The sequence below is a fragment of the Aquabacter albus genome, from assembly GCF_040049275.1.
GTDB lineage: Bacteria > Pseudomonadota > Alphaproteobacteria > Rhizobiales > Xanthobacteraceae > Aquabacter.
Map to the genome: position 1 here is coordinate 594,418 of NZ_JBDZDT010000003.1, position 23,657 is coordinate 618,074.

Here is a 23,657-nt window from a genome sequence, read left to right on the forward strand (position 1 = left end):
CGGTACAATGGCCTATGATTTTTTGCACATCCACCTCAATCCTTGCACCGTGACTGTGCGCGATTTCACATGAGCACCGCCGATTTCGACTGGTCGGACCTGCGTTTCTTCCTCGCGGTGGCGCGGGCGGGGAAACTCACCCTGGCCGCACGGCAGCTCGGGGTGGAGCATTCCACCGTGAGCCGCCGCATCAGTGCGCTGGAATTGATGCTGGGGGCGAAGCTGTTCGACCGGCAGCCCAGCGGCTATGTGCTGACCGCCCATGGCGACCGCCTGTTTGCCTCCGCCGAGGCCATGGAGACCTTGGCCTCCGCCGCCCAGCAGGAGATCGGCGGGGCGGATTTCGGCGTCTCGGGTACGGTGCGCATCGGCGCGCCTGATGGCTTCGGTACCTATTTCCTGGCGCCGCGCATGGGGCGGCTGGCGGCGCAGCATCCGGCGCTGGAGATCCAGTTCCTCGCCATGCCGCGCGTGTTCAACCTGACGAAGCGCGAGGCGGACATCGCCATTTCCCTCAGCCGGCCGAAGCAAGGCCGCCTGCACGCGCGGAAGCTCACGGATTATCGCCTCCGCCTCTATGCCGCGCGCGACTACCTCGAGGCGCACGGCCCCATCGAGAACCGCGCGGCGCTGCTGCGCCACACCTTCATCTCTTATGTGGATGAGCTGCTCTACGCGCCGGAGTTGGATTACGCGCCGCTGGTGGCGAAGGATCTTCGGCCCCGCGTGAAAAGCTCGAGCCTCGTCGCCCAGTTCATGGCTGTGCGCGCGGGGGCGGGCATCGCGGTGCTGCCCTGCTTCATGGCGGAGGGCGACCCTGGCCTTGCGCCCATCCTGCCGGAGGAGGTGGAGCTGACGCGGACCTTTTGGCTCATCACCCACGCGGACACGCGATCACTCGCGCGGGTGCGCGTGGCGGCGGACTTCATTGCGCGGGAGGCACAGGAGGCGCGGGCTCTGTTCCTGCCGAGCGCGGAGCGTCCGCAGCCGTAAGCGCCGGCCACGCCAAGAGCGCAGCGCGCGCAACGGCTTCCAGCTCCTCCCGGCCCGCCCCGTCGCGGGCCTGGATCGACATGCCCTGCTGCACGCAGGCGAAAAAGCGGGCGATCTTCCGCACATCGATGGAGGCGGGCAGTTCGCCCTCCGCCACCGCCCGCGTCAGGCGCGCCGCGACCAGTTGCTCGCCCTGCGCGCGGGTCTCAGCCACAAGCGCCCCCAGCCGTGCCTCGCCCTCCTGCCCGACGCTCGACAGCGTGACCATGCAGCCAGCGGGGTTATCAGAAGCCGGAAGGTTCGCGGCCGAGCCCATGAGCACGCTCTCCACGGCCGCATAGGCGGTGGGCACCGCCTCGATCTGTCCCCAGATCAAAGGTGTCGTCACTTCCGCATAATAGGTGATGGCCTCGGCATAGAGTGCCGCCTTGCTGCCGAAGGCGGCATAAAGGCTGGGCGCATTGATGCCCATGGCCGTGCACAGGTCCGTCATGGACGTGGCGCTGTAGCCCTTGCGCCAGAACACCTCCATCGCCGCCGCCAAAGCGGCGTCGCGATCAAAGGTTCTGGGTCGTCCACGTGCTGCCATTCTCCGAACCGTTATCCAAATTCTGTATCGGACATTAAAATAATTCCTTGACCCGCTCCTGTAAACCAATTTATGTATCGATCATTATAAAACACCCGAGACGCAGGAGCGTGTCATGGATCTCAATGGAAAAAAGGCTTTGGTGACGGGCGCGAGCCGGGGAATTGGTGCGGCCATCGCGACCGCTTTGGCCAAGGCCGGAGCGGATGTGGCCATCACCTATGAGCGCTCCGCGGACCGCGCGGCCGAAGTGGTGAAGGAGATCGAGAAACTGGGCCGCAAGGGCGTGGCCATCAAGGCGGACAGCGCCGATGCCGCCGCCGCTCAAGCCTCGGTGGAAGAGGCGGCAAAGGCGCTCGGGGGCCTGGATATCCTCGTGAACAACGCGGGTATCGCCCGCGGCGGCCCGCTGGAAAGCATGAGCCTTGAGGACATCGACGCCATCCTCAACGTGAACATTCGCGGCGTGGTCCTGACCACGAAGGCGGCGATCCCTCTGCTCTCGGACGGCGGGCGCATCATCAACATGGGCAGCTGCCTCGCCGAGCGCGTGACCCTGCCCGGCATCACCATCTATTCCATGTCGAAGTCGGCCATGATCTCGCTGACCAAGGGCCTCGCCCGCGATCTCGCCCCGCGCAACATCACCGTGAACGTGGTGCATCCCGGCCCCACCAATACGGACATGAACCCTGCCGACGGCCCGAACAAGGACGCCATGTTGTCCGGCATGGCCCTGAAGCAGTTCGGCGAGGCGCAGGACATCGCCAACATGGTGACCTTCCTCGCGAGCTCCGCCGCCAAGCAGATCACCGGCGCCGGCTTCACCGTGGACGGCGGCGTCAACGCGTGATTTCCCCGTGGGCACCGCCCCTTTCCCTCTCCCGCTTGCGGGGGAGGGAGTTTGTTACGCTGCTGCGTCATAACCTTCCGCCTTGACGCGCCAGCCCCTCCCGCTTATACGAGCGCCTTCCCGATATTGCGGGTGGTTGACGAAGGGCCGGCTCCCGGCTCCGCACGGCGTCGCCCGCGAAAAACAGATTTGAAGGACTTCTGCTATGTCCCGGCGGTGTGACCTGACCGGCAAGGGGGTTCAGAGCGGCCACCTCGTGAGCCACTCGAACCACAAGACCAAGCGCCGGTTCCTGCCGAACCTGTGCAACGTCACGCTCCAGAGCGAGACGCTGAACCGTTCCGTGCGCCTTCGCGTCAGCGCCAACGCGCTGAAGAGCGTGGACCACCGCGGTGGCCTCGACGGCTTCCTCAAGAAGGCCCGCGACGAGGAACTCTCCCCGCGCGCCCTCGAGTTGAAGCGCCAGCTGGTGAAGGCCCAGGCTGAGGCCGCTCCGGCCGCCTGACGCCGTGGCGTCGCCGCAGCTTCTGCTGAAATCTGAACCGCGGGCGTTCGCGCTCGCGGTTTTCTGCATGTGCGCGACGGTGCTCGCGGCCAATATCCTGGTGCAGTTTCCGTTCGAGCCCTTCGGCCTCGCGGACTATCTCACCTTCGGCGCCTTCACCTATCCCTTCACATTCCTGGTGAACGACCTCACCAATCGGCGTCTCGGCCCGGTGCGCACGCGCCGCGTGGTCTATGTGGGCTTCGCGCTGGCGGTCGCCCTCTCCGCGGCCTTCGCCACGCCCCGCATCGCACTCGCCTCCGGCACCGCCTTTCTCACCGCGCAGCTTCTGGACGCCACCGTCTTCAACCGGCTGCGCCGCCGCGCGTGGTGGATGCCGCCGCTGCTCTCCGGCTTCATCTCCAGCGCCCTCGACACCGTGGTGTTCTTCTCTCTTGCCTTTGCCGGCACGGGATTGCCCTGGCAGAGCTGGGCGCTGTGCGACTATGCGGTGAAGCTTCTGATGATCGGGATTTTCCTGGGGCCCTACAAGGTCATCATCGCCCGCATGCCGGTCTGGCAGCCGCCGGGCGTTCGCGCCTGAGCGCGGCACCGCCCGGACATTTGCAAGACATCAGCAATCCCCGCCTATCCGTCATGCCCGGGCTTGTCCCGGGCATCCACGCGGCTCCGCTGGGTGCGGACACGCGGCGAGACGTGGATGGCCGGGACAAGCCCGGCCATGACGACGCGTTCGTTAATCGAGAGGCGCGTTAGCTATCCCCGCGCGCGCAGCTCACGGCGGATCACTTTTCCCGTGGTGGTGAGGGGCAGTTCATCCACGAAGACGAATTCGCGCGGGTATTCGTAGCCGGCAAGATTCTTCCGCACCAGATCCTGCACCTCGGCCTCCAGCGTGGCGCTGGGGGAAAAGCCCTCCTTCAGCACCAGGAACGCCTTCACGATCTCGGTGCGCACAAGATCGGGCTTACCCACCACCGCCGCGAGCGCCACGGCGGGATGGCGCAGGATCACGTCTTCGATCTCGGTCGGGCCGATGCGATAGCCGGCTGAGGTGATGATGTCGTCGTCGCGGCCCTGGAAGTGGATGTAGCCGTCCGCATCCATCTGGGCGACGTCGCCGGTGAGCATCCAGTCGCCCCTGAACTTCTCGGCGGTGGCCTCCGGGCGGTTCCAATAGCCGAGGAACATGACAGGGTCCGGCGCGCGCACGGCGATCTGCCCCATCTCCCCCGGCTCGCACGGCGTGCCGTCGGCGCGCAGGATCGCAACCTCATGGCCCGGCACCGGCTTGCCCGTCGCCCCGGCCCGCGCGACGCCGAGCGCCGCGCTGGAGCCGATGACGTAATTGCATTCCGTCTGGCCGTAGAATTCGTTGACGGGAACGCCCAGCGCCTCGCGCCCCCAGGCGAAGGTCTCCGCCCCCAGAGCCTCTCCCGCCGAGCCCACGGTGCGCAGGTCGAAGCCGAACCGCTCGCGCGGCCGGGAAACGCTGCGCATCATCTTAAGCGCCGTGGGCGGGATGAAGACGTTGCGCACCCCGGCCTCCGCCATCAAGGCGAAGGCCGCCTCCGGGTCGAACTTGCCCGGCGGCTGCACCACCACCGGCACCCCATGCACCAGTGACGGCAGCACGGTGTTGAGCAGCCCGCCCGCCCAGGCCCAGTCGGAGGGCGTCCACATGCGGTCGCCGGGATGCGGCGGGAAGCCGTGGGTGAAGTCCTGGCCCGTCACATGGGCGATCAGCACCCGGTGCCCGTGCAGCGCCCCCTTCGGGCGGCCCGTGGTGCCGGAGGTGTAGATCATCAGCGCCGGATCGTCGGGCGTGCTGTCGATGGCAAGCGGCGCATCGCTCGCGCGTGCGAGAAGCTCGTCGAAGCCCTCGATACCGGCGGACGGGCCATCGAGACAGACGAGAAGCTCCGGCCTGCCTTCGCCTGCCGGCAACTTGGCGAGGCCGGCGGCGTCGGTGATCACCGCCTTCGCCCCGGAATCCTCCAGCCGATAGGCGATGGCCTCCACGCCGAACACCGCCGCCAGCGGAACCGCAATGGCGTTCAATTTGTAGAGCGCGAGATGGCTGATGAGCACTTGCGGCGATTGGGGCGCGAGGATCGCCACCCGGTCGCCGGCCGCGATACCCTTGGCCGCGAGCGCGCGGGCGAGGCGATTGGACGCCAGCGAGATGTGGAGATAGCTGAGGGGAGAAAAGCCGGTGCGGCCCCTCACGAAAAGCGCAGGCCGGTGCGGGTCGCGCTGCGCCCAGGCATCGCAGGCATCAACGGCCATGTTGTAACGGGCGGGAATGTGCCAGCGGAAACTTGCGCGCGCCCGCTCGTACTCGGTCCTCTCCAGCAAATGCTTGCGTCCTGCATAAGGCTTAGGCAGGACGCACCCTAAACGGGCGGACGCAGTGCGTCCAATTTTTTGTGCAGCGCAAAGGCGCCGGCTATTTTTCCGGCTGGGCCAGCACCAATGCCCAATAGACCTTGTACTTGGACTTGGGCGCGAAAGCCGTCGCGATGCCCATGCGGGTCACGCCCGGCGTCAGCATGTTCTTGTTGTGGGGCGGGCTATCGCGCCAGCCGGAGAAGGCTTCCGCAAGGGTGTGGTAGCCCGCGCCCACATTCTCCACCGCGATCTTCGGGTCGTAGCCGGAGGCCTTCATGCGCATGACGAAGGTGCGCCCGCCCACCTCATGGGAAAGCTGGTCCGCCGCCGCCATGGCGTTCGCCTGGTCCTGCGCCACCTTCGACAAAGAGGGGTCGATGGTCACCTGCGAGAGGCCCTTGGTGCCGCGATAGGCGTTCAGGATGGAAGCCGCCGCCGCCGGATCCACCGGCTGCCCGGTCTTGGCGAGGTCGTCATAGAAAGCGGGCTTGGTGTCCACCTCCGTCGTGCCGCAGGCGGCAAGCATGAAGGAGAGAAGGACCAGAAGGGGAGCAGCGCGGCGCATGGCGGCCTCTGAAAAAGGGTATCGAAGGCCGATGAGAGGCCCGGCAGGTTGAGGAAGCGTTAGCAAGGCCCGCGTCAGGACCGCGCCCCGTCCTTCGGCGCACCCTCCTTGGGGGCGGGCGGCAGGTCGAGGGTGGGCTCTTCCCGCGGTGGAGCGGGCAGCGCGGCAGGCGGCGGCGGCACGAGATCGGCAGGCGCCCGCGCCAGCGCCGCCCAAGGCTGACACGCCATGCCGACCCCCGCCTTGCGGAAGCGCGTGAGGATGGAGAAATGCAGGTCGCTCTTCACGGTGAGGGCATAATCCACGTTCGCCACCACGCAGCGCAGCTCGAAGATCAGGCCGGCATCCGTGAACTTAGTGAGGAAGACGCGCGGCGGCGGGCTCTGGATCACCTGCGGATGGTCGCAGGCGGCCGCCACCAGGATGTCGCGCACCTCGTCCACATCCGCATCATAGGTGGCATTGATGGCGACGATGACACGGCCCGTGGTGTTGGAATGGGTGAAGTTCTTCACCATCCCGGTGATCAGGTCCGAGTTCGGGACGATCACCGTGGAGCGCTCGAAGGTCTCGATCTCGGTGGACCGCACGCTGATGCGGCGGACATAGCCTTCCTCGCCCTTCACATTGATGGTGTCGCCCACCCGGATCGGCCGCTCGGCCAGGAGGATCAGGCCCGAGACGAAGTTGGAGACGATGGACTGGAGGCCGAAACCGATACCCACCGAGAGCGCGCCGGCCACCAGGGCGACATTCTCAAGGTTCAGCCCCACCTCGCTCATGGCCACCGCGCAGGCGATGATGGTCCCCACATACCCGACCACGGTGGATATGGAGGATTGCAGGCTCGGCTCCAGGCCTGTGCGCGGCAGGAACTTGTTGGCCATCCAGCGCTGGAAGGTGCGGGCCACCAGCACGCCGAGGAGCAGCAGCAGCACCGCATAGAGCACGTTCCACAACGTGATGGTGGTGGTGCCGATGCGCACGCCGAAGGAGGCGCGCTCGACCGTGTCCATGATGTCGGTCGTGGAGGTCCAGCTTCCCGCCACCAGCAAGAGGGCCATGAACAGCAGGCATAGCTTGAGCAAGGCGGCGAGTATCACCCCGATCAGTTCAAGCCGGTTCGGCTTGAGGCCGAGGGTCTTCGACACGAGACGGGCCTGATGGGTGTCCGACCGCAGGGTTTCGAAGAAGGAATCGATGAGGGCGTTGAGCACGTAAAGCCCGCCCACCACCGCCGTCACCATCACGATCCGCGCGGAGATGAAGGCGGCGAAGCTGACATAGCCCGTTGCCAGGGAAACGATGATGGCCGCCAGCACGAGCCAGATGACGAGCCGGAGCGGCTGGAGGAGGCGCATGACGCCGGTGGGTGCTTCCGCAGTTGCCCCGCTGCTCTCGTCATCCTCCTCCGCCGCCCGCGCCAGCCCGATCAGGCTGCGGGCGATGAAGCCGCCGATCAGCAGCGCCATGATGGCGCTGGTAACCACCGTGAGGGCCACGGGGGAGAACAGCGAGCGGTGCATGATGTTGAGGAAGGCGGCGATGGACAGCGTCCAGACCGTCCAGGAATAGTAGCGGTAGCTGATCTGCGCGCCGCGGTCGGAAATGTTCGGCAGGCGCCGCCAGGGCTCGTGAGGCGCGAGCACGGCGCGCCCCACGGCATGGCCAATGGCCTGGATGAAGACGGCGACCACCAGGCCATGCAGCACATCCTGCACCCGCGGCGGCACCAGATCGAAGCCGGTGAGGAAGCTGGAGGCGCCAAGCACGGCCAAGGGCGCGGTCAGCGCATTGAAGAGGGCAACCTTCACAGCCTCGCGGGCGGAGCGGAAGCGCGGATAGTGTTCCCCGTCCTCCGGCGGCGGGCAGCGGAACCGCCGGCGCAGCATGCGCCCGCCCGTGAAGATGACGGCAAAGACCGCCAGCGCCCCGGCGATGATGGCACCCAGAAGCCAGATGCCATGCCTCTGGCTGGCATAGCCGCCCCAGTCCACGAAGAGAAACCTCAGCGCCCTGATCTCCACCTTGAAGGCGCTGGCTGCGGCAGCCCACAATTCAGGGTCGAGCACGCTGTTGGACCGGTCGAACAACTGATCGGCGAACAGGCTTCGGCGGCGGCCGGCGATCTGGTCGGACAATTGGTCGGCGCGGCTGGTGAGCGCCACATATTGCTTCAATGCCGCATCGATCGTGGCGATCTGGGCATTGAGCTGCTCGCGCGCGGCGGCAGCGGTGGGCTCCTCGGGCGGGGCGCCCTCCGCCGGCGGGGGCCCGAGCTCCTGGAGGCGCGTCTTGGTGCTGGACAGGCGCGGGCCGAGATCGTCGAGCCGCTGCTGCGCTTCCCGGCGGATGGGGTCGAGCCGCACCTTCAGGTCGTCGAGGTCGTTGGCCCTGAGCCCCTGCACCGAGAGCGAGCCTTCCAGGCTGTTGAGCGCCGAGCGCATGGCCTCGATGCGCTCGCGCGCCGCCTGGACGGCCTCGGCCGTCACCGCGGGCACGGCAGGCGCCGCAGGCGTGGCGGGCGCGGTTTGCGCCAAGGCGGCGAAGCTGAGGCCGAGAACGATCAGGATCGCAGACAGCGCGCCGGAAAAACGCACGAACGAGCGGGACATGGACACCCTCCGGGAGGCGGCCTTCTGCTGCCCGAAGGCGGCGACCTGATGGCAGCGCCCCCTTGCCGCCGTCACCGATGGTTTCCTTCCACCCGGAAAGCGAACTAAAACGGCGCGAGACGATGCGGAACTCTAAGTCCATGAGCATGCCCCCCTCCGTCAAGAGCGAAGCTTTCCCCTTGGCCTCCGATCCCCTGTCCCTTGCGCAGGCGCTGCTGCGCGCGCCCTCCGTCACGCCCGATGCGGACGGCGCGCTGGATGTGGTGGCGCGGGCCCTGGAGGCGGGCGGCTACCGGGTGGAGCGCCTGACCTTCGACAGTGCCGGCATTCCCGTTCCCAACCTCTATGCCCGGATCGGCGATCAGTCCCCCAATCTGTGCTTTGCCGGGCACGTGGACGTGGTGCCACCGGGGGATGCCGCCCATTGGAGCCATCCCCCTTTCTCCGGCGAGGTGGTGGACGGCTTGCTTTATGGACGCGGGGCGGTGGACATGAAGGGCGGCGTCGCCGCCTGGCTCGCCGCCGCGCTGCGCTACGGGCGCCCGGTACACGGCAGCCTCTCGCTCCTCATCACAGGGGACGAGGAAGGACCGGCGCTCGACGGCACCGTCAAGGTGGTGGAGTGGCTGAAGGCCCAGGGCGAGCGCATCGACCATTGCATCCTTGGCGAACCCACCAATCCCGGCGCCCTGGGCGATATGGTGAAGATCGGCCGGCGCGGCAGCCTCTCCGGCGTCATCACGGTGAAGGGCAAGCAGGGCCATGCCGCGTACCCGCACCTCGCAGACAATCCGGTGCCGCGCCTCGTGAAGCTGCTCGCGGCGCTGATCGATGCGCCCCTCGATGCGGGCTCGGCGCATTTCCCCTCCTCCAACCTGGAAGTGGTCTCGGTGGACGTGGGCAACCCCGCCTTCAACGTCATCCCGGCGGAGGCGCAGGCCCGCTTCAACGTGCGCTTCAACGATCATTTCTCCCTGGACACGCTGAAGGCCGAGATCGTTCGCCGGCTCGAAGGTGCGGTAGAGCCGTCCCGTTTCGAGTTGTCTTTCCGCCCCGGCGCCAGCGAAAGCTTCCTCACCGCCCCCGGCCCCTTCGTGGACCTGATCTGCGGGGCGGTGGAAGAAGTCACCGGCCGCCGGCCGGAGCACTCCACCACCGGCGGCACCTCGGACGCGCGCTTCATCAAGGACATCTGCCCGGTGGTGGAGTTCGGCCTCGTGGGCCGCACCATGCACGCGGTGGACGAGGCGACCCCCGTCGCCGACCTCCTGGCGCTCACCAACATCTACCAAACCATCATCGCCCGCTATTTCGCCCATCCTCCCGCCTGACGGAGATCTGCGTGACCACCCCCGGCCCCGAAACCCTGACCCATCTCGACGTCTCCGGCCGCGCCATCGCGGTGCGCGCCATTCCCGGCCAGGGCCCGGGCGTGATGTGGCTGGGCGGCTTCAAGTCCGACATGATGGGCGGCAAGGCGCAGGCGCTCGCCGACTGGGCGGTGCGGCGCGGGCAGAATTTCCTGCGCTTCGACTATTCCGGCCACGGCGAATCCGGCGGCCGCTTCGTGGACGGCACCATCTCCCAATGGCTGGAGGAGGCTATTGCCGTCTTCGACTGCGCGACGCACGGCCCGCAGATCCTTGTCGGCTCCTCCATGGGCGGCTGGGTCGCCCTTCTTTTGGCCCGCGCGCTGGCGGCGCGCGGCGAGAAGCGCCTTGCCGGCATGGTGCTGATCGCCCCGGCGCCGGATTTCACCGAGACCCTCATGTGGGCGCGCTTCTCCCCCGAAGTGCAACAGCAGATCCTGTCTGCCGGCCGGTTCGAGCGGCCCTCCGAATACAGCGACGAGCCTTACGTCATCACCCGCGCCTTGATCGAGGACGGGCGACGTCACCTGGTCCTCGGCACGCCCTTCGCGGTCGGCTGCCCCGTGCGCATCCTCCAGGGCGCGCGGGACGAGGACGTGCCGTGGCAGCACGCCATGACGCTGGTCTCCTGCCTTGCGGAGGACGACGTGGTCTTCAGCCTCGTGAAGGACGGCGACCACCGCCTCTCCCGCCCCGAGGACCTGGAACGCCTCGTCACCGTGGTGGAGAGCCTGCTTTGACTTGACGGGGCGTGGCGCGCCCGCGACGGTGCCGCCCGTGACCGAAGTCCTGTTCTACCATCTCGAACGGCGCCCCCTTGAGGACGCCCTGCCCCTGCTGCTCGAAAAGAGCCTGGAGCGGGGGTGGCGCTGCGTGGTGCAATGCGGCTCACCGGAGCGGCGCGACGCGCTCGACGCGCATCTGTGGACCTATAGCGACGCCGCCTTCCTGCCCCACGGCACGGACGCGCAGGCCCGTCCCGACCGCCAGCCCGTGCTCCTCACCACGGGCGAGGCCAATCCCAACGGCGCCCAGGTGCGCTTCCTGGTGGACGGGGCCGACATCCCGGACGCGGGAGGCTATGTGCGCGTGGTCCATATGTTCGACGGCCGCGACGATGATGCTGTCGCCGCCGCCCGCGAAAAATGGCGCACCTCGAAGGCGGCGGGGCACGCGCTCACCTATTGGCAGCAGGATGAGAACGGCCGGTGGGTGAGGAAGGCGTGAGGCGGCAGCGAAAATCAAGGCCGTCATGCCCGGGCTCGGTCCGGGGATGACGGTTGTTCTCGAAAGACGCGTCCAGAAGGTCTCCCGCGAATGTCCCGCACCATCGATTATTTCTTCTCCCTTGCCAGTCCCTGGTCCTTCCTCGGCCACGCGCCCTTTATGGATGTGGTGCGCCGCCACGGCGCGACCGTGCGCTTCTTCCCCGTGGAACTCGGCCCGGTGTTCGCCGAGACCGGCGGATTGCCGCTGGCGAAGCGCGCCCCGCCGCGCCAGCGCTACCGCATGCTCGAGATGCAGCGCTGGCGGGTGAAAAGGGGCGTGGACTTCCACCTCAACCCGCTTTTCTGGCCGTTCGACGCCCCCTTCGCCGACCGCGCAGTGCTCGCCGCCATGGCGCACGGATCCATCGAGACCCTGCTGCCACGCCTTTACTCGGCAGTCTGGCAGCGGCAGGAGAATCTCGGCGACAGGGCGGTTCTCGCCGGCATCATCAACGAGGTGGGCCTGCCGGGCGACGCCATCGTCGCGGCGGCGGACACGACGGAAATCCGCGCCGCCTATGAGGCCAACCGCACCACGGCGCTCGCTGCCGGCATGTTCGGCGCGCCCTCTTATGTGCTCGACGGCGAGGTCTTCTGGGGCCAGGACCGCATCGAGCTTCTGGATGACGCCCTCGCCTCCGGCCGCGCGCCCTTCGGCGACGTGCCCAAAGCCTAGAGCCCGTTCAGGAACCCGTCGATCCGCCCATTGGCCGTGCTGCCGGCGCTGCCGGGAAAATGCACGAAGACGTGGCAGCCGCCCGGCATCACCAGCAGCTCCGCCGGATTGCCGGCGGCGAGCCAGCGGGCGGACATGAAGAGGGTGTCGTCCAGCAGCGCATCCTGGGTGCCGACGGTGAAGAAGGCGGGCGGCAGGCCGGACAGGTCCGCCAGAAGCGGCGACACGTCAGGGTCTTCCGCGCTGCCGCCGCCGGAGAGGTAGTAGGCGACGAAGCGGGTGATATCCTCGGTGTTCAGCACAAGGGGCGTCGTGCCCCATTGGCGCACGCTCGGCGTGAGCCGCAGGTCGAAGCAGCCGGCGGTGAGCACCGCGCCCGCGAACGGCTTCAGCCCGTGCCGATCGCGCAGCCGCACCAGCGTCGCGACGGCAAGGCACGCGCCGGCGGATTCCCCACCGATGGCGAACCGGGACGTCCCGAACCGCGCCTGCGCCTCCCGCACGAGCCACAGGGCTGCCGCCTCGCAATCGTCCGGCCCCTGGGGATGGGGATGCTCCGGGGCGAGCCGGTACTTCACCGAGACCACCGCATAGCCAGTGCGATCTACGATGCGGTCGTTGGCGCCGTCATTCTCGCGCGGCGAGCCGATGCACCAGCCGCCGCCATGCAGATGGAGATAGACGCCCTTGGGCGCGGCCTCCGGCATATAGATGCGCAGCGGGGTGGGGCCGTGCGGCCCCTCGATCACCGCGTCGCGGGCGCGCCGGCTTTCCGGCGGCAGCGGGAAGGGGCCACGCCCTTCCAGGCGCGCCTTGCGGATGACGGCAGGCGGAACGCTACCCCGGTCCGGGATCGCGGCAAGCGCCTTGATCACCGCCTGGTTGATCATCCGCGTGTCTGCGGCAACGGCTTCCGCCCCGAAGTCCTCTTTCTTAAGGTGGATGGTGTCCATATGTCCCCGAGCCCTCATGCCGGGGCAAGGGAAGAGGGCAAGTGCGCGGGCGTCAAGAGCGGTAACGGAGGATATGGGATGACTGAGATGACCCGCAGCCCCGCCAAAGTCACGGCCATCGACACCCAGGCCCAGGCGGTGCTCACCGTGCGGACGCGCGGCGAGGACTTCATCGACATCACCCGCGAGGTGCGGGCCTTCCTCGCCGAGACCGGCGGGCGCTTCGGCATGGTGTTCGTGTTCTGCCGCCACACCTCCGCCTCCCTCACCATCCAGGAGAATGCGGACCCGGACGTGCAGATCGACCTCCTGACCGCGCTCCACGCGCTGGCGCCCGAGGACCGGCCCTGGGTCCACCATCTGGAGGGGCCGGACGACATGCCGGCCCATGTGCGCAGCATGCTCACCGACAGCCACCTCGCCATTCCCGTGCGCGAGGGAAAGCTCTGCCTCGGCACTTGGCAGGGCATCTATCTGGTGGAGCACCGTGCGAAGCCGCTCGAGCGCGAGATCATCCTTGCCTTTTCCGGCCGGGCCGCGCCCTGATCCGCAGCTTGCCACCACAGGCTGAGCGGCCGAAAATGCCGGCGGGCGATTCGCGGACGCCATACAACCTTCATAGAATCGTCCGTTGCGGGAGGTCGTTCTTGGGAGACGAGGTCGCCAACACCGTCCGGCTCGTCATCGCCGACGACCATCCTCTGTTCCGTGGCGCCCTGCACGAGGCCGTCACCGCCCTCTATCCGGCGAGCGAGATCGTCGAGGTGGGCACGTTCGATGAACTGCATGCCCTGCTGGAGCGGGATTCCGAGTTCGACCTCGTCTTGCTCGACCTCGCCATGCCCGGCGCGCGGGGCTTTTCCGGCCTCATCTATCTGCGCGCGCAGTATGCCGCGCTGCCCGTGGTGGTGGTCTCCGGAAACGAGGAGCCGGCGGTGATCCGCCGCTGCCTCGACCTCGGCGCCTCCGGCTTCATCCCGAAGACGCTCGCCATCGCCGGCATGCGCGATGCGGTGGCTGCGGTGATGGCCGGCGGCACCTGGGCGCCCGCCGACATCAACCTTTCGAGCCGCGCGGATGCCGAGGCCGATGCGGTGATCGCCCGCCTCGCCACCCTCACCCCGCAACAGGTGCGGGTGCTGATGATGCTGTCGGAAGGCCGGCTCAACAAGCAGATCGCCTATGAGCTTTCGGTCTCGGAGGCCACGGTGAAGGCCCATGTCTCGGCCATCCTCCAGAAGCTCGGAGTGGAAAGCCGTACCCAGGCCGTGATCGCGGTGTCCAAGGTGGAGACCGGCCTGTGGACCCAGCCGCAGGGCTGACGGCCGGCGCTCAGGACGCCGGCAGCGAGGAAGGAGCGGAATGACCGAGCGCCTATCGGACCGTGTGGCGGGCTCTTCGCCCCTCGAGGCCATCACCGTCTATTTCCGCCCGAGCGTGCTGGTGGTGATCCTGCTCGGCTTCTCCTCCGGCCTGCCTTTGGCGCTCACCGGCACGACGCTCTCCGTCTGGATGACGGAATCGGGGGTCAATCTCGGCACCATCGGCCTGTTCTCCCTGGTGGGGCTCCCCTACACGCTGAAATTCCTCTGGGCACCCGTGGTGGACGCCATCGACGTGCCGGTGCTCTCGCGCCTGCTCGGCCGGCGACGGGGCTGGCTGCTGGCCACCCAGATCGCCTTGGTCTTCGCCATCCTCTTCCTCGGCTTCCAGAACCCCTCCTCCGCCCCCTTCGCCGTGGCCCTGGGCGCGGTGATCCTGGCGGCGGTGTCGGCGACGCAGGACATCGTGGTGGATGCCTTCCGCGTGGAGCGGCTGGACACCTCCGAGCAGGCCGCGGGCATGGCGGGATATGTGGCGGCCTATCGCATCGGCATGCTGGTGTCGGGCGCGGGCGTCATCGCCATCGTGGCGGTCATCGAGACCATGGACATCGCCCGGGACAAGGCATGGATGTGGGGATATGTGGCGGCCGCGCTCTGCATGGCCGTGGGCATGCTCGCCACCTTCCTCGCGCGGGAGCCCGAGCCCCCGGCCCGCCGCGACGCCGCCGCGGGGGAAGGCGCACTCTCCCGCGTCTTCGCCACCGCCTATGGCGCGTTCGCGGAATTCCTTTCCCGGCCGAACGCGGTCACGATCCTGCTGTTCGTGCTGCTCTACAAGTTCAGCGATGCGTTTGCGGGCGTCCTGACAGCGCCCTTCGTCATCGCGCTCGGCTTCGACAAGGCGACCTATGCGGCCATCGTGAAGGGCGTGGGCCTTGCGGCGGCGCTCCTCGGCGGCTTTGCCGGCGGTGCGCTCGCCCGTTCCATGTCGCTGGTCACATGCCTGTGGATCGGCGGCATCCTGCAGATGACGTCGAACCTCGCCTTCTCGGCCCAGGCGATCATCGGCGTGAACGTGCCGTTCCTGACCGGCGCCATCATCGTGGAGAATTTCTGCGGCGCCATCGGCACGGTGGTGTTCGTGGCCTATCTCTCGGCGCTCTGCGGCGCACGGCAGCACACGGCGACGCAATACGCGCTTCTCACCGCCCTCACCGCGGTAGGCCGAACCTTCCTCGCCTCCGGCGGCGGCTTCATCGCCGAAGCGACGGGCTGGCCGCTCTTCTTCGCGATAACGGCACTGGCGGGCATTCCGGGGCTGATGCTGCTGGCCTATCTCCAGGCGCGGCGGCACTTTTCGGGGTTCTAGCGCTCCGTCGCCGTCATGGCTGGGCATGACGGCTTTTCTTAAGTCCTACCCCGACTTCCGCCGCCCGGCGATCTGAAGCAGCGCGCGCTCGGCGATGGCTTCGCCCAAAGCGGGGCTTCGGCGGCAGGCGAGGACCGCTTCGTCCACCATCAACGTCGCCCGGAGACACTGGGCGGCGGACGAGAAATTGCGCAGCGCCCGCTCCAGGTGCGGCTTGCGGGAGAAATGCACCGCCGGGCGCTGCTGGTCGATGACCCGGTCGATGCTGCTGCCGGCTTCCACGGCCAGCGCCATCTGGTGCAGCGAGAGGAGGCCGCGCAGAAGCGCCCCCAGCACCGCATCCGGCCGCGTCGCCGCCATCTTCGCCTTGGCGAGCGCCGTAGCGGCTGCCGGTGCGTTGCCGGCGAGGGCGGCGTCCACCACATCGTCCAAGGCCAGCGCGGACGCATCGCCGACGATGATGCGCACATCGTCCAGCGTCACCCGCCCTTGCCCTTTCGCATAGAGGGCAAGCTTGGCGATTTCCCCGCGCGAGGCGAGCCGGTCGCCGCCGATAAGGGAGACGAGAAGGTCCTTGGCGTCGCGGTCGATGGAGAGGCCGGCCTCGGACAGCATGGTGTCCACGAGGCGGGCAAGATCCCGCTCCCCGTCCGCATAGCAGGGGATGGCGAGCGCGGTTTGGGCGCTTTCGCACAACGCACGCAGAGGGGCGCCGCGCTTCAAATCGCCCGCCTCGATCACGACAAGCGCATCGCACGGCTCGGCGAAAAGCGGCTCCAAGGCCGGCACGATGTTGCGGCTGCCGGCGCGCACCCACACCACCCGCTCGCCACCGAACAGGCCGATGGTGCGCGTCTCGTCCATGAGGCGGCGCGGGTCGGAGGAAATCTCGTCCCCCTCGAGCCGCACCACGGCGAACGGGTCCGAGGCGTCGGGAACCGCTCGCTTCACCAGCGCCTGGGCGCGCTCGCGCACGAGGCCGGTATCGGGGCCGAACAGGAGGACGACAGGGTGCTTCTTGTCGCGCCGGGTGAGCGCGGCCTCGGCATCGCCCGCGCGGACCGCAACCATGGCGCGCTACGCCGCCATTGCCGGGATGCGGGCGGAAAACCGCTTCACGCTTTTCCTCATCCCGCTCTAGCTGCCGGCCTGCTGCTTGACGAAATAGGCGGCGAGCTGCGCCTTGATCATCTCGGCGAGCGTGCCGGCCGCGCGCTTCTCCGCGTCGCGGGTGGCGCTGTAATTGGCAAAGCGCTCCTGGCTCACGTCGAGAGAGGCGGACGCGGCGGCCGAGCCCTTGGCCGGCGGCTTGTTCTCCTCGCCCACCTTCACCAGCGTCCAGTCGCCGGAGACCCGCACCACCTTCGCCTCGGGCAGGCCCGAAGAGGTGTTGACGATGGCGTACGTGGAGGTGGACTTCACCGTGATGTACATCTTGTAGGGCGCGTTCTGCGGGTTGCCCGCGCCGCCCGTGAGATCGAAGATCAGGTCGTTGCGCAGGTCGTTGCCCAGCTCGCCGTCGATCTTGACGATCTGGATGTCGCCCAGCTTCTCCTGCAGCTTCGGCCCGGCCGCAGTGGTGCCCGAGGCATACATGGGCTGGAAGCACCCCGCGAGCGCCCCCGCGAGGGAAAGCGCGAGCGCGATGCGGACGAGGCGGGGGGCTGCGAGCGGTGCGCGGTCAGGCGACGACATTCACGATCCTCTGTGGAACCACGATGATACGCTTCGGCGGGCGCCCGTCGAGAGCGCGCTGCACGCTTTCCATGGCGAGCACGGCGGCCTCCACCTCGGCCGGGGTCGCCTCGCGCGGCACCTCGATGTCGTCGCGCTTGCGGCCGTTGATCTGGATCGGCAGCGTGATGGTGTTGCGCACCAAAAGCGCCGGGTCCGCCTCGGGCCACGCGGCCTCGGCGGCAAGACCCTCATGGCCGAGCACCGCCCAGCATTCCTCGGCGAGGTGCGGCACCATGGGGCCGACCACGCGCGCGAGGATGTCCCCCGCCTCGCGCAAGGCGAAGGCAAGGCCGGCATCCGCCGCACCGGCACGGGCGGCCGCGACCGCCTGGCCGAACACATTGGCGAACTCGTGCACATGGGCCACGGCGACGTTGAAGCGCAGCCGCTCCACGTCGTCCGCCACCGTCGCCGCAAGGCCGTGGGATGCGCGGCGGAGCGCCAGCGCCTCGGGGCCGAACGCCTCCGGCATCGGCGCGCCTGCGGGCGTGCCCAGCTCCACCGCCTCACCCACGAGGCGCCACACGCGCTGCACGAAGCGCCACGCGCCCTCGATGCCGGCCGGCGTCCACTCGCTGTCGCGCTCGGGGGGCGTGTCGGAGAGCATGAACCAGCGGGCGCAGTCGACGCCATAGGTGTCCGCCACCACTTCCGGCGACACCACATTGCGCTTGGACTTGGACATCTTCTCCGGCGCGCCGACGACGACGTCCTCGCCGGTGTCCACCTTCACCGCCTTGCCGGTGCCGAGAAGCTTCACCTCCTCGGGGAACAGCCAGCGGCCGGCATGGTCCTTATAGGTCTCGTGGACGATCATGCCCTGGGTGAACAGACCGGCGAACGGCTCGGTGATGTCCACGCGCCCACATGCCTTCAGCGCCCGCGTGAAGAAGCGCGAATAGAGCAGATGCAAAATCGCGTGCTCGATGCCGCCGATATACTGGTCCACCGGCAGCCAGTGGGCCACCGCCGCCTTGTCCAGCGGCTTGTCCACGTTCGCCGAGGCATAGCGCAGGAAGTACCAGGACGAATCCACGAAGGTGTCCATGGTGTCCGTCTCGCGGTGCGCCGGCGCGCCGCATTTGGGGCACGGCACGTTGCGCCACGCCTTGTTGCGGTCGAGCGGGTTGCCGGGGCGGTCGAAGGAGACGTCGTCCGGCAGCATCACGGGAAGCTGGTCGCGCGGCACCGGCACGGGGCCGCAGGCCTCGCAATGGATCACCGGGATGGGGCAGCCCCAATAGCGCTGGCGCGAGATGCCCCAGTCGCGCAGGCGGAAATTCACCCGCCGCGTGCCCTGGGGCTCACCGTCCACCCGGAAGCGCTCCAGGCGCCGGGCGACCGCCTCCTTCGCATCCTCCACGCTCATGGCGTCCATGAAGCGGGAATTGAACAGCGTGCCCTCGCCGTCATAGGCGATGTCGTCCACCGTGAAGGTGGCCGGGTCCGCGCCCGGCGGCAGAACCACCGGAGTGACGGAGAGGTGGTACTTGCGGGCGAAATCCAGGTCGCGCTGGTCGTGCGCCGGGCAGCCGAAGATGGCGCCGGTGCCGTAATCCATGAGCACGAAGTTCGCCACATAGACCGGCAGCGTCATGGTCTCGTCCAGCGGATGGACGACCTTCAGCCCGGTGTCGTAGCCCATCTTCTCCTGGGTCTCGATCACCTCCGCCGAAGTGCCACCCTTCTTGCACTCGGCGATGAAGGCCGAGAGCTTCTCGTTGCCGGCGGCCAAAGCCGTCGCCAGCGGATGGTCGGGTGAGAGCGCCAGGAAGGACGCGCCGAACAGCGTGTCCGGCCGGGTGGTGTAGACCTTCACCGTCTGCGTGCCGGCGGCCTTCGCGCTGTCCTTCGACAGCTCGAACAGCACTTCCAGGCCTTCCGAGCGGCCGATCCAGTTGCGCTGCATGAGGCGCACGCGATCCGGCCAGCGGTCCAACGTGTCGAGGGCGTCCAGCAATTCCTGGGCGAAATGGGTGATGCGGAAGAACCATTGGGAGAGCTTGCGCCGCTCCACCACCGCGCCCGAGCGCCAGCCGCGCCCGTCGATCACCTGCTCGTTGGCGAGCACGGTGTTGTCGATGGGGTCCCAATTGACCTCGCTCTCCTTGCGATAGGCGAGGCCCGCCTCCAGGAAGTCGAGGAAAATGCGCTGCTGCTCCACATAATAGGAGGGATCGCACGTGGCGACCTCCCGGTCCCAGTCCAGCGACAGGCCGAGCAGCTCCAGCTGCTCCTTCATGGAGGCGATGTTCTCGTAGGTCCATTCCTTGGGATGGATGCCGCGCTCGATGGCGGCATTCTCCGCGGGAAGCCCAAAGGCGTCCCAGCCCATTGGGTGCAGCACGTTGTAGCCGCGCATGCGCTTATAGCGCGCCAGCACGTCGCCCATGACATAGTTGCGCCCGTGGCCGATATGGATGCGCCCCGACGGGTAGGGGAACATCTCCATCACGAAGAATTTCGGGCGCGGATCGTCGTTGCGGGCGCGGAAGATGCCGCGCTCGCGCCAGATCTTCTGCCACCGGGGCTCGGCGTCGCGGGCGTTGTAGCGTTCTGCGGTCATGGTCTCGTGCGGGTTCAAAAGCGCCGGGACTAGGACAGAAACAGGCGCACGGGTCAACCGGCGCCGCGCGTTTGGGGCCGATAACCCTGTTGTAGCCTTGCCTTACCCCGCCTCATCGTCCATCAAATCGGGAACGGGCGCGGGGAGATGGGTCTGTGCAGGCTGGACGTTTGAACGGTGCCGCCATCGGCATGGCAGCGGGGGCCTTGGCACTGGTCCTCACCTCCTCGGCCAACGCTGCCATTCCGGGCCTTCCGGCCGTCAACGGGGCGGAGCTATCGTCCCTCTGGGCGCTGCCCTTCGTGGGGATGCTGCTTTCCATCGCCCTCTTCCCGCTTCTCGCCAACAGCTTCTGGCACCACCATTACGGCAAGGTGGCGCTGTTCTGGGGGCTCGCCTTCCTCATCCCCTTCGCCCTGCTCGAGGGCCCGGACCTCACGGCCCATGAGGTGGCGCACACCGCGCTGCTCGAATACATCCCCTTCATCATCCTGCTGTTCGCGCTGTTCACGGTCTCCGGCGGCATCCTGGTGGTGGGCAACATCCACGGCAGCCCCGCCACCAATACGGCGCTCCTCGCCTTCGGCACGGTGATCGCGAGCCTCATCGGCACCACTGGCGCCTCCATGGTGCTGATCCGCCCCCTGCTGCGCGCCAACGACAACCGGCGCTATAACGTCCACACCGTGGTCTTCTTCATCTTCCTGGTGTCGAACATCGGCGGCTCGCTCACCCCGCTGGGGGACCCGCCCTTGTTCCTGGGCTTCCTGAAAGGGGTCAGCTTCTTCTGGACCACCACCCATTTGTTCCACGACACCGCGCTGGTCGCCGGCATCCTTTTGGCGGTGTTCTACCTGCTGGACCGCTATTTCTACGCAAAGGAGAAATTTCCGCCCCCGGACCCCACGCCGGACACGGAAAAAGTCTCCATCCGCGGTCTCCAGAATGTGCCCCTGCTCGCCGGCATCATCGGCGCGATCCTGCTCTCCGCGCTGTGGAAACCGGGCGTGAGCTTCCGCGTCTATGGCACCCACGTGGAGCTGCAATGGATCGTGCGCGACGCGCTGCTGCTGGTGATCGCCTTCATCTCGCTCGCCATCACGCCCAAGCTGGTGCGGGAGCGCAACGGCTTTGACTGGGAGCCCATCAAGGAGGTGGCGAAGCTGTTCGCCGCCATCTTCCTCACCATCATCCCGGTCATCGCCATCCTGCGCGCGGGCACGGCCGGCGCCTTCGCGCCGCTGGTGGACCTCGTGACGGACGATGCGGGACAGCCGGTGAACGTCTGGTATTTCTGGCTGACGGGCGGGCTGTCCTCGTTCCTGGACAATGCGCCGACCTATCTCGTCTTCTTCAACCTCGCCGGCGGCGATCCCTACCGCCTGATGGGGCCGCTGGAGGTGACGCTGGAGGCCATTTCGGCGGGCGCGGTGTTCATGGGTGCCATGACCTATATCGGCAACGCGCCGAACTTCATGGTGCTCTCCATCGCCCGGCACCGGGGCGTGAAGATGCCGAGCTTCTTCGGCTACATGGCCTGGTCGTGCATCTTCCTTCTGCCCTGCTTCGCGCTGATCACGTTCCTGTATTTCCTATAGAATAGCGGCGGATCGTGGTGCTCTAGCGAAGTCAGGATTGAGGTCGTCCATGTCCTACACCCGCGAGCAGATTATCGCGGCGGCCACCGCCGCCGGATTGGCTCCGGACGCGCGGGACCGGCTGCTCTCCGCTTTGCCGGAGCAAGGGTCCGTGGCGCGGCCGCGCTTTGATCTCACCCACCTGCTCTGGTACGGCGGCGCGCTGCTGGTGCTGGCCGCCATGACGCTGTTCGCGACCCTCGCCTTCGCCCAGATGGGAGGCACCGCGCTGACCGTCACGGCCGTGGTCTATGCTGGCGTCTTCCTCACGGCCGGCACACGTCTGTGGCGGCGCGGGCTGACGACGCCCGGCGGGCTCATGGTGGCGATCGCTGTGGGGATGGCGCCGATGGCGGTGTTCGGCCTCCAGGAGAGCATGGGCGCCTGGGGCGCGGGCGGCGATCCCGGCACCTATCGGGATTTCTACCGCTGGATCAATGGCGGCTGGGTGCCCATGGAGCTTGCCACCATCGCCGCGGGCGTGCTTGCCCTGTGGTTCTACCGCTTCCCGTTCATCGTCGCGATCATCGCTTTCGCGCTCTGGTTCCTGTCCATGGACCTCGCGCCTTTGCTGTTCCACGGGGAAGAGCTCAACTGGGAGCAGCGCCGGGACCTCTCGCTCTATTTCGGCCTCGCGCTGATCCTGATCGCCTGGGCCGTGGACCTCTTCGTCCGCGGCGGCGACTTCGCCTTCTGGCTCCATCTGGTGGCGGCGCTGACCTTCTGGGGCGGGCTGACCTTGCAGGATGGCGGAAGCGAGTGGTCGAAGGCGCTTTACTGCGCCATGAATATCGGCCTTATCCTGTTTTCCATCTTCATGGCGCGGCGCGTCTACGCGGTGTTCGGCACCATCGGCATCATGATTTATCTCGGCCACTTAGTGGCCGACATCTTCGCGGATTCGCTCCTGTTCCCCTTCGCCCTTTCGGCGCTGGGCGTCGCGATCATGGGGGCGGGACTGTGGCTTTACCCCCGCCGCCAGATCATGGCGGGCTGGATCGAGCGGACGCTGCCCGATCCCATGCAGCGCCTGCGCCCGGCCCACGCGCGGGCCTGATTTCTCCCGGCGGGCTGTTACGCCACGCAGGAGAGGAACCCGTCCTCCAGCTTCTTCTCGTCGAGGTTCCGGCCGATGAAGACGATGCGGCTGCGGCGCGCCTCGTCATCCTTCCAGGGGCGCTGGTGGTCGCCGTCCAGGATCATGTGGACGCCCTGGAAGACGAAGCGGTCCGGATCGTCCTTGAAGGAGAGGATGCCCTTGGACCTGAGGATGCTCGGCCCCTCGGTGGCGACCAAATCCTGCACCCAGGGAAAGAACTTGTCCGGGTCCACCGGCTTGTCGGTGGCGAAGGAGAAGGATTGCATCTCCTCGTCGTGATAGTGCTTCAGCCCGCCATGGGAATGGCCGTGGTCGTGCCCGCAATCGCAGTCCGGCCCGTGGTCATGATCATGGTCGTGATGATGGTGGTGCCCCTCATCTTCCTCCAGGAAGGCGGGCTCGATGGCCAGGATGCGGTCGAGGTCGAACGCGCCCTGGTTCAGCACCTTGTCGATGGCGATCTCAGACTTCTGCGTCCGATGCAGCTTGGCATAGGGGTTGATGGCGCGGATGCGGCCTTCCACCTCGGCCAGCTCCGCCGGCGAGACGAGGTCGGTCTTGTTGAGGAGGATCACGTCGGCGAAGGCGATCTGGTTCTTCGCCTCGGGCGCGTCCTTCAGCCGGTCGGTGAGCCACTTCGCGTCGGCCACGGTCACCACGGCATCCAGCTTGGTGCGTGCGCCCATCTCCTCGTCCACGAAGAAGGTCTGCGCCACGGGGGCGGGGTCCGCGAGGCCGGTGGTCTCGACGATGATGCCGTCGAAGCCGCCCTTGCGGCGCATCAGGCCGTCGATGATGCGGATGAGGTCGCCGCGCACGGTGCAGCAGACGCACCCATTGTTCATCTCGAACACTTCCTCGTCGGCGCCCACCACGAGGTCGTTGTCGATGCCGATCTCGCCGAACTCGTTGACGATGACGGCGAACTTCTTGCCATGGAGCTCGGAGAGGATGCGGTTGAGCAGCGTCGTCTTGCCGGCGCCGAGATAGCCGGTGAGGACGGTGACGGGGATCTTCTGGGTCTCAGACATGAGGCACTCCGGACAGCGGCCTTGGGCCGTAGAATAATTCTTTGCGCACCGAACACGCCGTCATGCCCGGGCTTTACCCGGGCATCTCGTCGCCGTCTTGCCCCGTCCCACGAGA

22 protein-coding genes are annotated in these 23,657 nt (G+C 67.6%); 13 read left to right on the forward strand and 9 right to left on the reverse strand.

All coding sequences use genetic code 11. The features are described 5' to 3' along the window. Positions 1-69: 69 nt before the first annotated feature. Positions 70-993, forward strand: coding sequence for a LysR family transcriptional regulator (locus ABLE91_RS09175; RefSeq protein WP_348930493.1), 924 nt, complete (start codon positions 70-72; stop codon positions 991-993). Here the strand turns inward: ABLE91_RS09175 and ABLE91_RS09180 are convergent. Then, a complete protein-coding gene (locus tag ABLE91_RS09180; protein ID WP_348930494.1) occupies positions 926-1,582 on the reverse strand; it encodes a TetR/AcrR family transcriptional regulator in 657 nt (218 codons plus the stop codon). The two genes, ABLE91_RS09175 and ABLE91_RS09180, sit on opposite strands and share 68 nt — an antisense overlap. Positions 1,583-1,697: 115 nt before the next feature. On the opposite strand from ABLE91_RS09180, the gene ABLE91_RS09185 reads away from it, so the two are divergent. The 3 genes from ABLE91_RS09185 (at position 1,698) to ABLE91_RS09195 (ending at position 3,523) form a co-directional block, all read left to right on the forward strand. Further along, positions 1,698-2,435: an SDR family oxidoreductase gene (locus tag ABLE91_RS09185; protein WP_348930495.1), complete on the forward strand. Its 738-nt coding sequence runs from the start codon at positions 1,698-1,700 to the stop codon at positions 2,433-2,435. Between the two features lie 205 nt (positions 2,436-2,640). After that, positions 2,641-2,940, forward strand: coding sequence for a 50S ribosomal protein L28 (rpmB, locus tag ABLE91_RS09190; RefSeq protein WP_348930496.1), 300 nt, complete (start codon positions 2,641-2,643; stop codon positions 2,938-2,940). Positions 2,941-3,007: 67 nt separating this feature from the next. After that, positions 3,008-3,523: a queuosine precursor transporter gene (locus ABLE91_RS09195; RefSeq protein WP_348930497.1), complete on the forward strand. Its 516-nt coding sequence runs from the start codon at positions 3,008-3,010 to the stop codon at positions 3,521-3,523. Between the two features lie 173 nt (positions 3,524-3,696). Here ABLE91_RS09195 and ABLE91_RS09200 read toward each other — a convergent pair whose 3' ends face one another. The 3 genes from ABLE91_RS09200 to ABLE91_RS09210 all read right to left on the reverse strand — a co-directional run bounded on the left by ABLE91_RS09200 (position 3,697) and on the right by ABLE91_RS09210 (position 8,511). Next, entirely contained in the window at positions 3,697-5,298 is a 1,602-nt protein-coding gene (locus ABLE91_RS09200; RefSeq protein WP_348930498.1) for an AMP-binding protein, read from the reverse strand. Between the two features lie 91 nt (positions 5,299-5,389). Then, the gene (locus ABLE91_RS09205) at positions 5,390-5,896 is read right to left on the reverse strand and encodes a CAP domain-containing protein (RefSeq protein WP_348930499.1); all 507 of its coding nucleotides are present in this window, start codon (positions 5,894-5,896) and stop codon (positions 5,390-5,392) included. Between the two features lie 74 nt (positions 5,897-5,970). Beyond that, on the reverse strand, positions 5,971-8,511 hold the full coding sequence (locus ABLE91_RS09210; protein WP_348930500.1) for a DUF3772 domain-containing protein: 2,541 nt from the start codon (positions 8,509-8,511) through the stop codon (positions 5,971-5,973). A gap of 140 nt (positions 8,512-8,651) precedes the next feature. Between ABLE91_RS09210 and dapE the strand changes: the two genes are divergently transcribed. The 4 genes from dapE (at position 8,652) to ABLE91_RS09230 (ending at position 11,825) form a co-directional block, all read left to right on the forward strand. Then, positions 8,652-9,842, forward strand: a complete 1,191-nt coding sequence (dapE, locus tag ABLE91_RS09215) for a succinyl-diaminopimelate desuccinylase (RefSeq protein ID WP_348930501.1) — start codon at positions 8,652-8,654, stop codon at positions 9,840-9,842. Positions 9,843-9,853: 11 nt separating this feature from the next. Beyond that, positions 9,854-10,621, forward strand: coding sequence for an alpha/beta hydrolase (locus ABLE91_RS09220; protein WP_348930502.1), 768 nt, complete (start codon positions 9,854-9,856; stop codon positions 10,619-10,621). Positions 10,622-10,658: 37 nt separating this feature from the next. Continuing rightward, positions 10,659-11,108: a DNA polymerase III subunit chi gene (locus ABLE91_RS09225; RefSeq protein ID WP_348930503.1), complete on the forward strand. Its 450-nt coding sequence runs from the start codon at positions 10,659-10,661 to the stop codon at positions 11,106-11,108. A gap of 90 nt (positions 11,109-11,198) precedes the next feature. Continuing rightward, complete coding sequence (locus ABLE91_RS09230; RefSeq protein ID WP_348930504.1) at positions 11,199-11,825, forward strand: 2-hydroxychromene-2-carboxylate isomerase; 627 nt, start codon at positions 11,199-11,201, stop codon at positions 11,823-11,825. Here the strand turns inward: ABLE91_RS09230 and ABLE91_RS09235 are convergent. Continuing rightward, complete coding sequence (locus tag ABLE91_RS09235; protein ID WP_348930505.1) at positions 11,822-12,778, reverse strand: alpha/beta hydrolase; 957 nt, start codon at positions 12,776-12,778, stop codon at positions 11,822-11,824. The genes ABLE91_RS09230 and ABLE91_RS09235 overlap by 4 nt on opposite strands. A 78-nt stretch (positions 12,779-12,856) precedes the next feature. Between ABLE91_RS09235 and ABLE91_RS09240 the strand changes: the two genes are divergently transcribed. From ABLE91_RS09240 to ABLE91_RS09250, 3 genes are all read left to right on the forward strand, one after another. After that, positions 12,857-13,324: a secondary thiamine-phosphate synthase enzyme YjbQ gene (locus ABLE91_RS09240; RefSeq protein ID WP_348930506.1), complete on the forward strand. Its 468-nt coding sequence runs from the start codon at positions 12,857-12,859 to the stop codon at positions 13,322-13,324. 101 nt (positions 13,325-13,425) lie between these two features. Continuing rightward, a complete protein-coding gene (locus tag ABLE91_RS09245) occupies positions 13,426-14,100 on the forward strand; it encodes a response regulator transcription factor (RefSeq protein WP_348930507.1) in 675 nt (224 codons plus the stop codon). Between the two features lie 40 nt (positions 14,101-14,140). Beyond that, positions 14,141-15,472: an AmpG family muropeptide MFS transporter gene (locus ABLE91_RS09250; RefSeq protein WP_348930508.1), complete on the forward strand. Its 1,332-nt coding sequence runs from the start codon at positions 14,141-14,143 to the stop codon at positions 15,470-15,472. 45 nt (positions 15,473-15,517) lie between these two features. Here ABLE91_RS09250 and holA read toward each other — a convergent pair whose 3' ends face one another. From holA to leuS, 3 genes are all read right to left on the reverse strand, one after another. Continuing rightward, positions 15,518-16,543 carry a DNA polymerase III subunit delta gene (gene holA, locus ABLE91_RS09255; RefSeq protein WP_348930509.1) on the reverse strand — a complete coding sequence of 342 codons (1,026 nt, stop codon included), beginning with the start codon at positions 16,541-16,543 and terminating at the stop codon, positions 15,518-15,520. Between the two features lie 66 nt (positions 16,544-16,609). Then, on the reverse strand, positions 16,610-17,167 hold the full coding sequence (locus ABLE91_RS09260) for a hypothetical protein (protein ID WP_348930510.1): 558 nt from the start codon (positions 17,165-17,167) through the stop codon (positions 16,610-16,612). Beyond that, on the reverse strand, positions 17,154-19,775 hold the full coding sequence (gene leuS / locus ABLE91_RS09265; RefSeq protein WP_348930511.1) for a leucine--tRNA ligase: 2,622 nt from the start codon (positions 19,773-19,775) through the stop codon (positions 17,154-17,156). Before leuS ends, ABLE91_RS09260 begins: the two co-directional genes overlap by 14 nt. A gap of 191 nt (positions 19,776-19,966) precedes the next feature. Here leuS and ABLE91_RS09270 point away from each other — a divergent pair, with 191 nt between their 5' ends. Together ABLE91_RS09270 and ABLE91_RS09275 are read left to right on the forward strand one after the other, a co-directional pair. Next, positions 19,967-21,373, forward strand: a complete 1,407-nt coding sequence (locus ABLE91_RS09270; RefSeq protein ID WP_348930607.1) for a sodium:proton antiporter — start codon at positions 19,967-19,969, stop codon at positions 21,371-21,373. Between the two features lie 49 nt (positions 21,374-21,422). Beyond that, complete coding sequence (locus tag ABLE91_RS09275; RefSeq protein ID WP_348930512.1) at positions 21,423-22,469, forward strand: hypothetical protein; 1,047 nt, start codon at positions 21,423-21,425, stop codon at positions 22,467-22,469. A 17-nt stretch (positions 22,470-22,486) separates the two neighbouring features. Here ABLE91_RS09275 and ABLE91_RS09280 read toward each other — a convergent pair whose 3' ends face one another. Further along, positions 22,487-23,542: a CobW family GTP-binding protein gene (locus tag ABLE91_RS09280; RefSeq protein WP_348930513.1), complete on the reverse strand. Its 1,056-nt coding sequence runs from the start codon at positions 23,540-23,542 to the stop codon at positions 22,487-22,489. Between the last annotated feature and the right edge of the window lie 115 nt (positions 23,543-23,657).

What these genes read in the sequence shown, in the direction of transcription:
- ABLE91_RS09175 (WP_348930493.1), top strand. Translation starts at nt 70, where the DNA reads ATGAGCACCGCCGATTTCGACTGGTCGGACCTGCGTTTCTTCCTCGCG.
- ABLE91_RS09180 (WP_348930494.1), bottom strand. Translation starts at nt 1,582, where the DNA reads ATGGCAGCACGTGGACGACCCAGAACCTTTGATCGCGACGCCGCTTTG.
- ABLE91_RS09185 (WP_348930495.1), top strand. Translation starts at nt 1,698, where the DNA reads ATGGATCTCAATGGAAAAAAGGCTTTGGTGACGGGCGCGAGCCGGGGA.
- rpmB (WP_348930496.1), top strand. Translation starts at nt 2,641, where the DNA reads ATGTCCCGGCGGTGTGACCTGACCGGCAAGGGGGTTCAGAGCGGCCAC.
- ABLE91_RS09195 (WP_348930497.1), top strand. Translation starts at nt 3,008, where the DNA reads ATGTGCGCGACGGTGCTCGCGGCCAATATCCTGGTGCAGTTTCCGTTC.
- ABLE91_RS09205 (WP_348930499.1), bottom strand. Translation starts at nt 5,896, where the DNA reads ATGCGCCGCGCTGCTCCCCTTCTGGTCCTTCTCTCCTTCATGCTTGCC.
- ABLE91_RS09210 (WP_348930500.1), bottom strand. Translation starts at nt 8,511, where the DNA reads ATGTCCCGCTCGTTCGTGCGTTTTTCCGGCGCGCTGTCTGCGATCCTG.
- dapE (WP_348930501.1), top strand. Translation starts at nt 8,652, where the DNA reads ATGAGCATGCCCCCCTCCGTCAAGAGCGAAGCTTTCCCCTTGGCCTCC.
- ABLE91_RS09230 (WP_348930504.1), top strand. Translation starts at nt 11,199, where the DNA reads ATGTCCCGCACCATCGATTATTTCTTCTCCCTTGCCAGTCCCTGGTCC.
- ABLE91_RS09235 (WP_348930505.1), bottom strand. Translation starts at nt 12,778, where the DNA reads ATGGACACCATCCACCTTAAGAAAGAGGACTTCGGGGCGGAAGCCGTT.
- ABLE91_RS09240 (WP_348930506.1), top strand. Translation starts at nt 12,857, where the DNA reads ATGACTGAGATGACCCGCAGCCCCGCCAAAGTCACGGCCATCGACACC.
- ABLE91_RS09250 (WP_348930508.1), top strand. Translation starts at nt 14,141, where the DNA reads ATGACCGAGCGCCTATCGGACCGTGTGGCGGGCTCTTCGCCCCTCGAG.
- holA (WP_348930509.1), bottom strand. Translation starts at nt 16,543, where the DNA reads ATGGTTGCGGTCCGCGCGGGCGATGCCGAGGCCGCGCTCACCCGGCGC.
- ABLE91_RS09260 (WP_348930510.1), bottom strand. Translation starts at nt 17,167, where the DNA reads ATGTCGTCGCCTGACCGCGCACCGCTCGCAGCCCCCCGCCTCGTCCGC.
- leuS (WP_348930511.1), bottom strand. Translation starts at nt 19,775, where the DNA reads ATGACCGCAGAACGCTACAACGCCCGCGACGCCGAGCCCCGGTGGCAG.
- ABLE91_RS09270 (WP_348930607.1), top strand. Translation starts at nt 19,967, where the DNA reads ATGGCAGCGGGGGCCTTGGCACTGGTCCTCACCTCCTCGGCCAACGCT.
- ABLE91_RS09275 (WP_348930512.1), top strand. Translation starts at nt 21,423, where the DNA reads ATGTCCTACACCCGCGAGCAGATTATCGCGGCGGCCACCGCCGCCGGA.
- ABLE91_RS09280 (WP_348930513.1), bottom strand. Translation starts at nt 23,542, where the DNA reads ATGTCTGAGACCCAGAAGATCCCCGTCACCGTCCTCACCGGCTATCTC.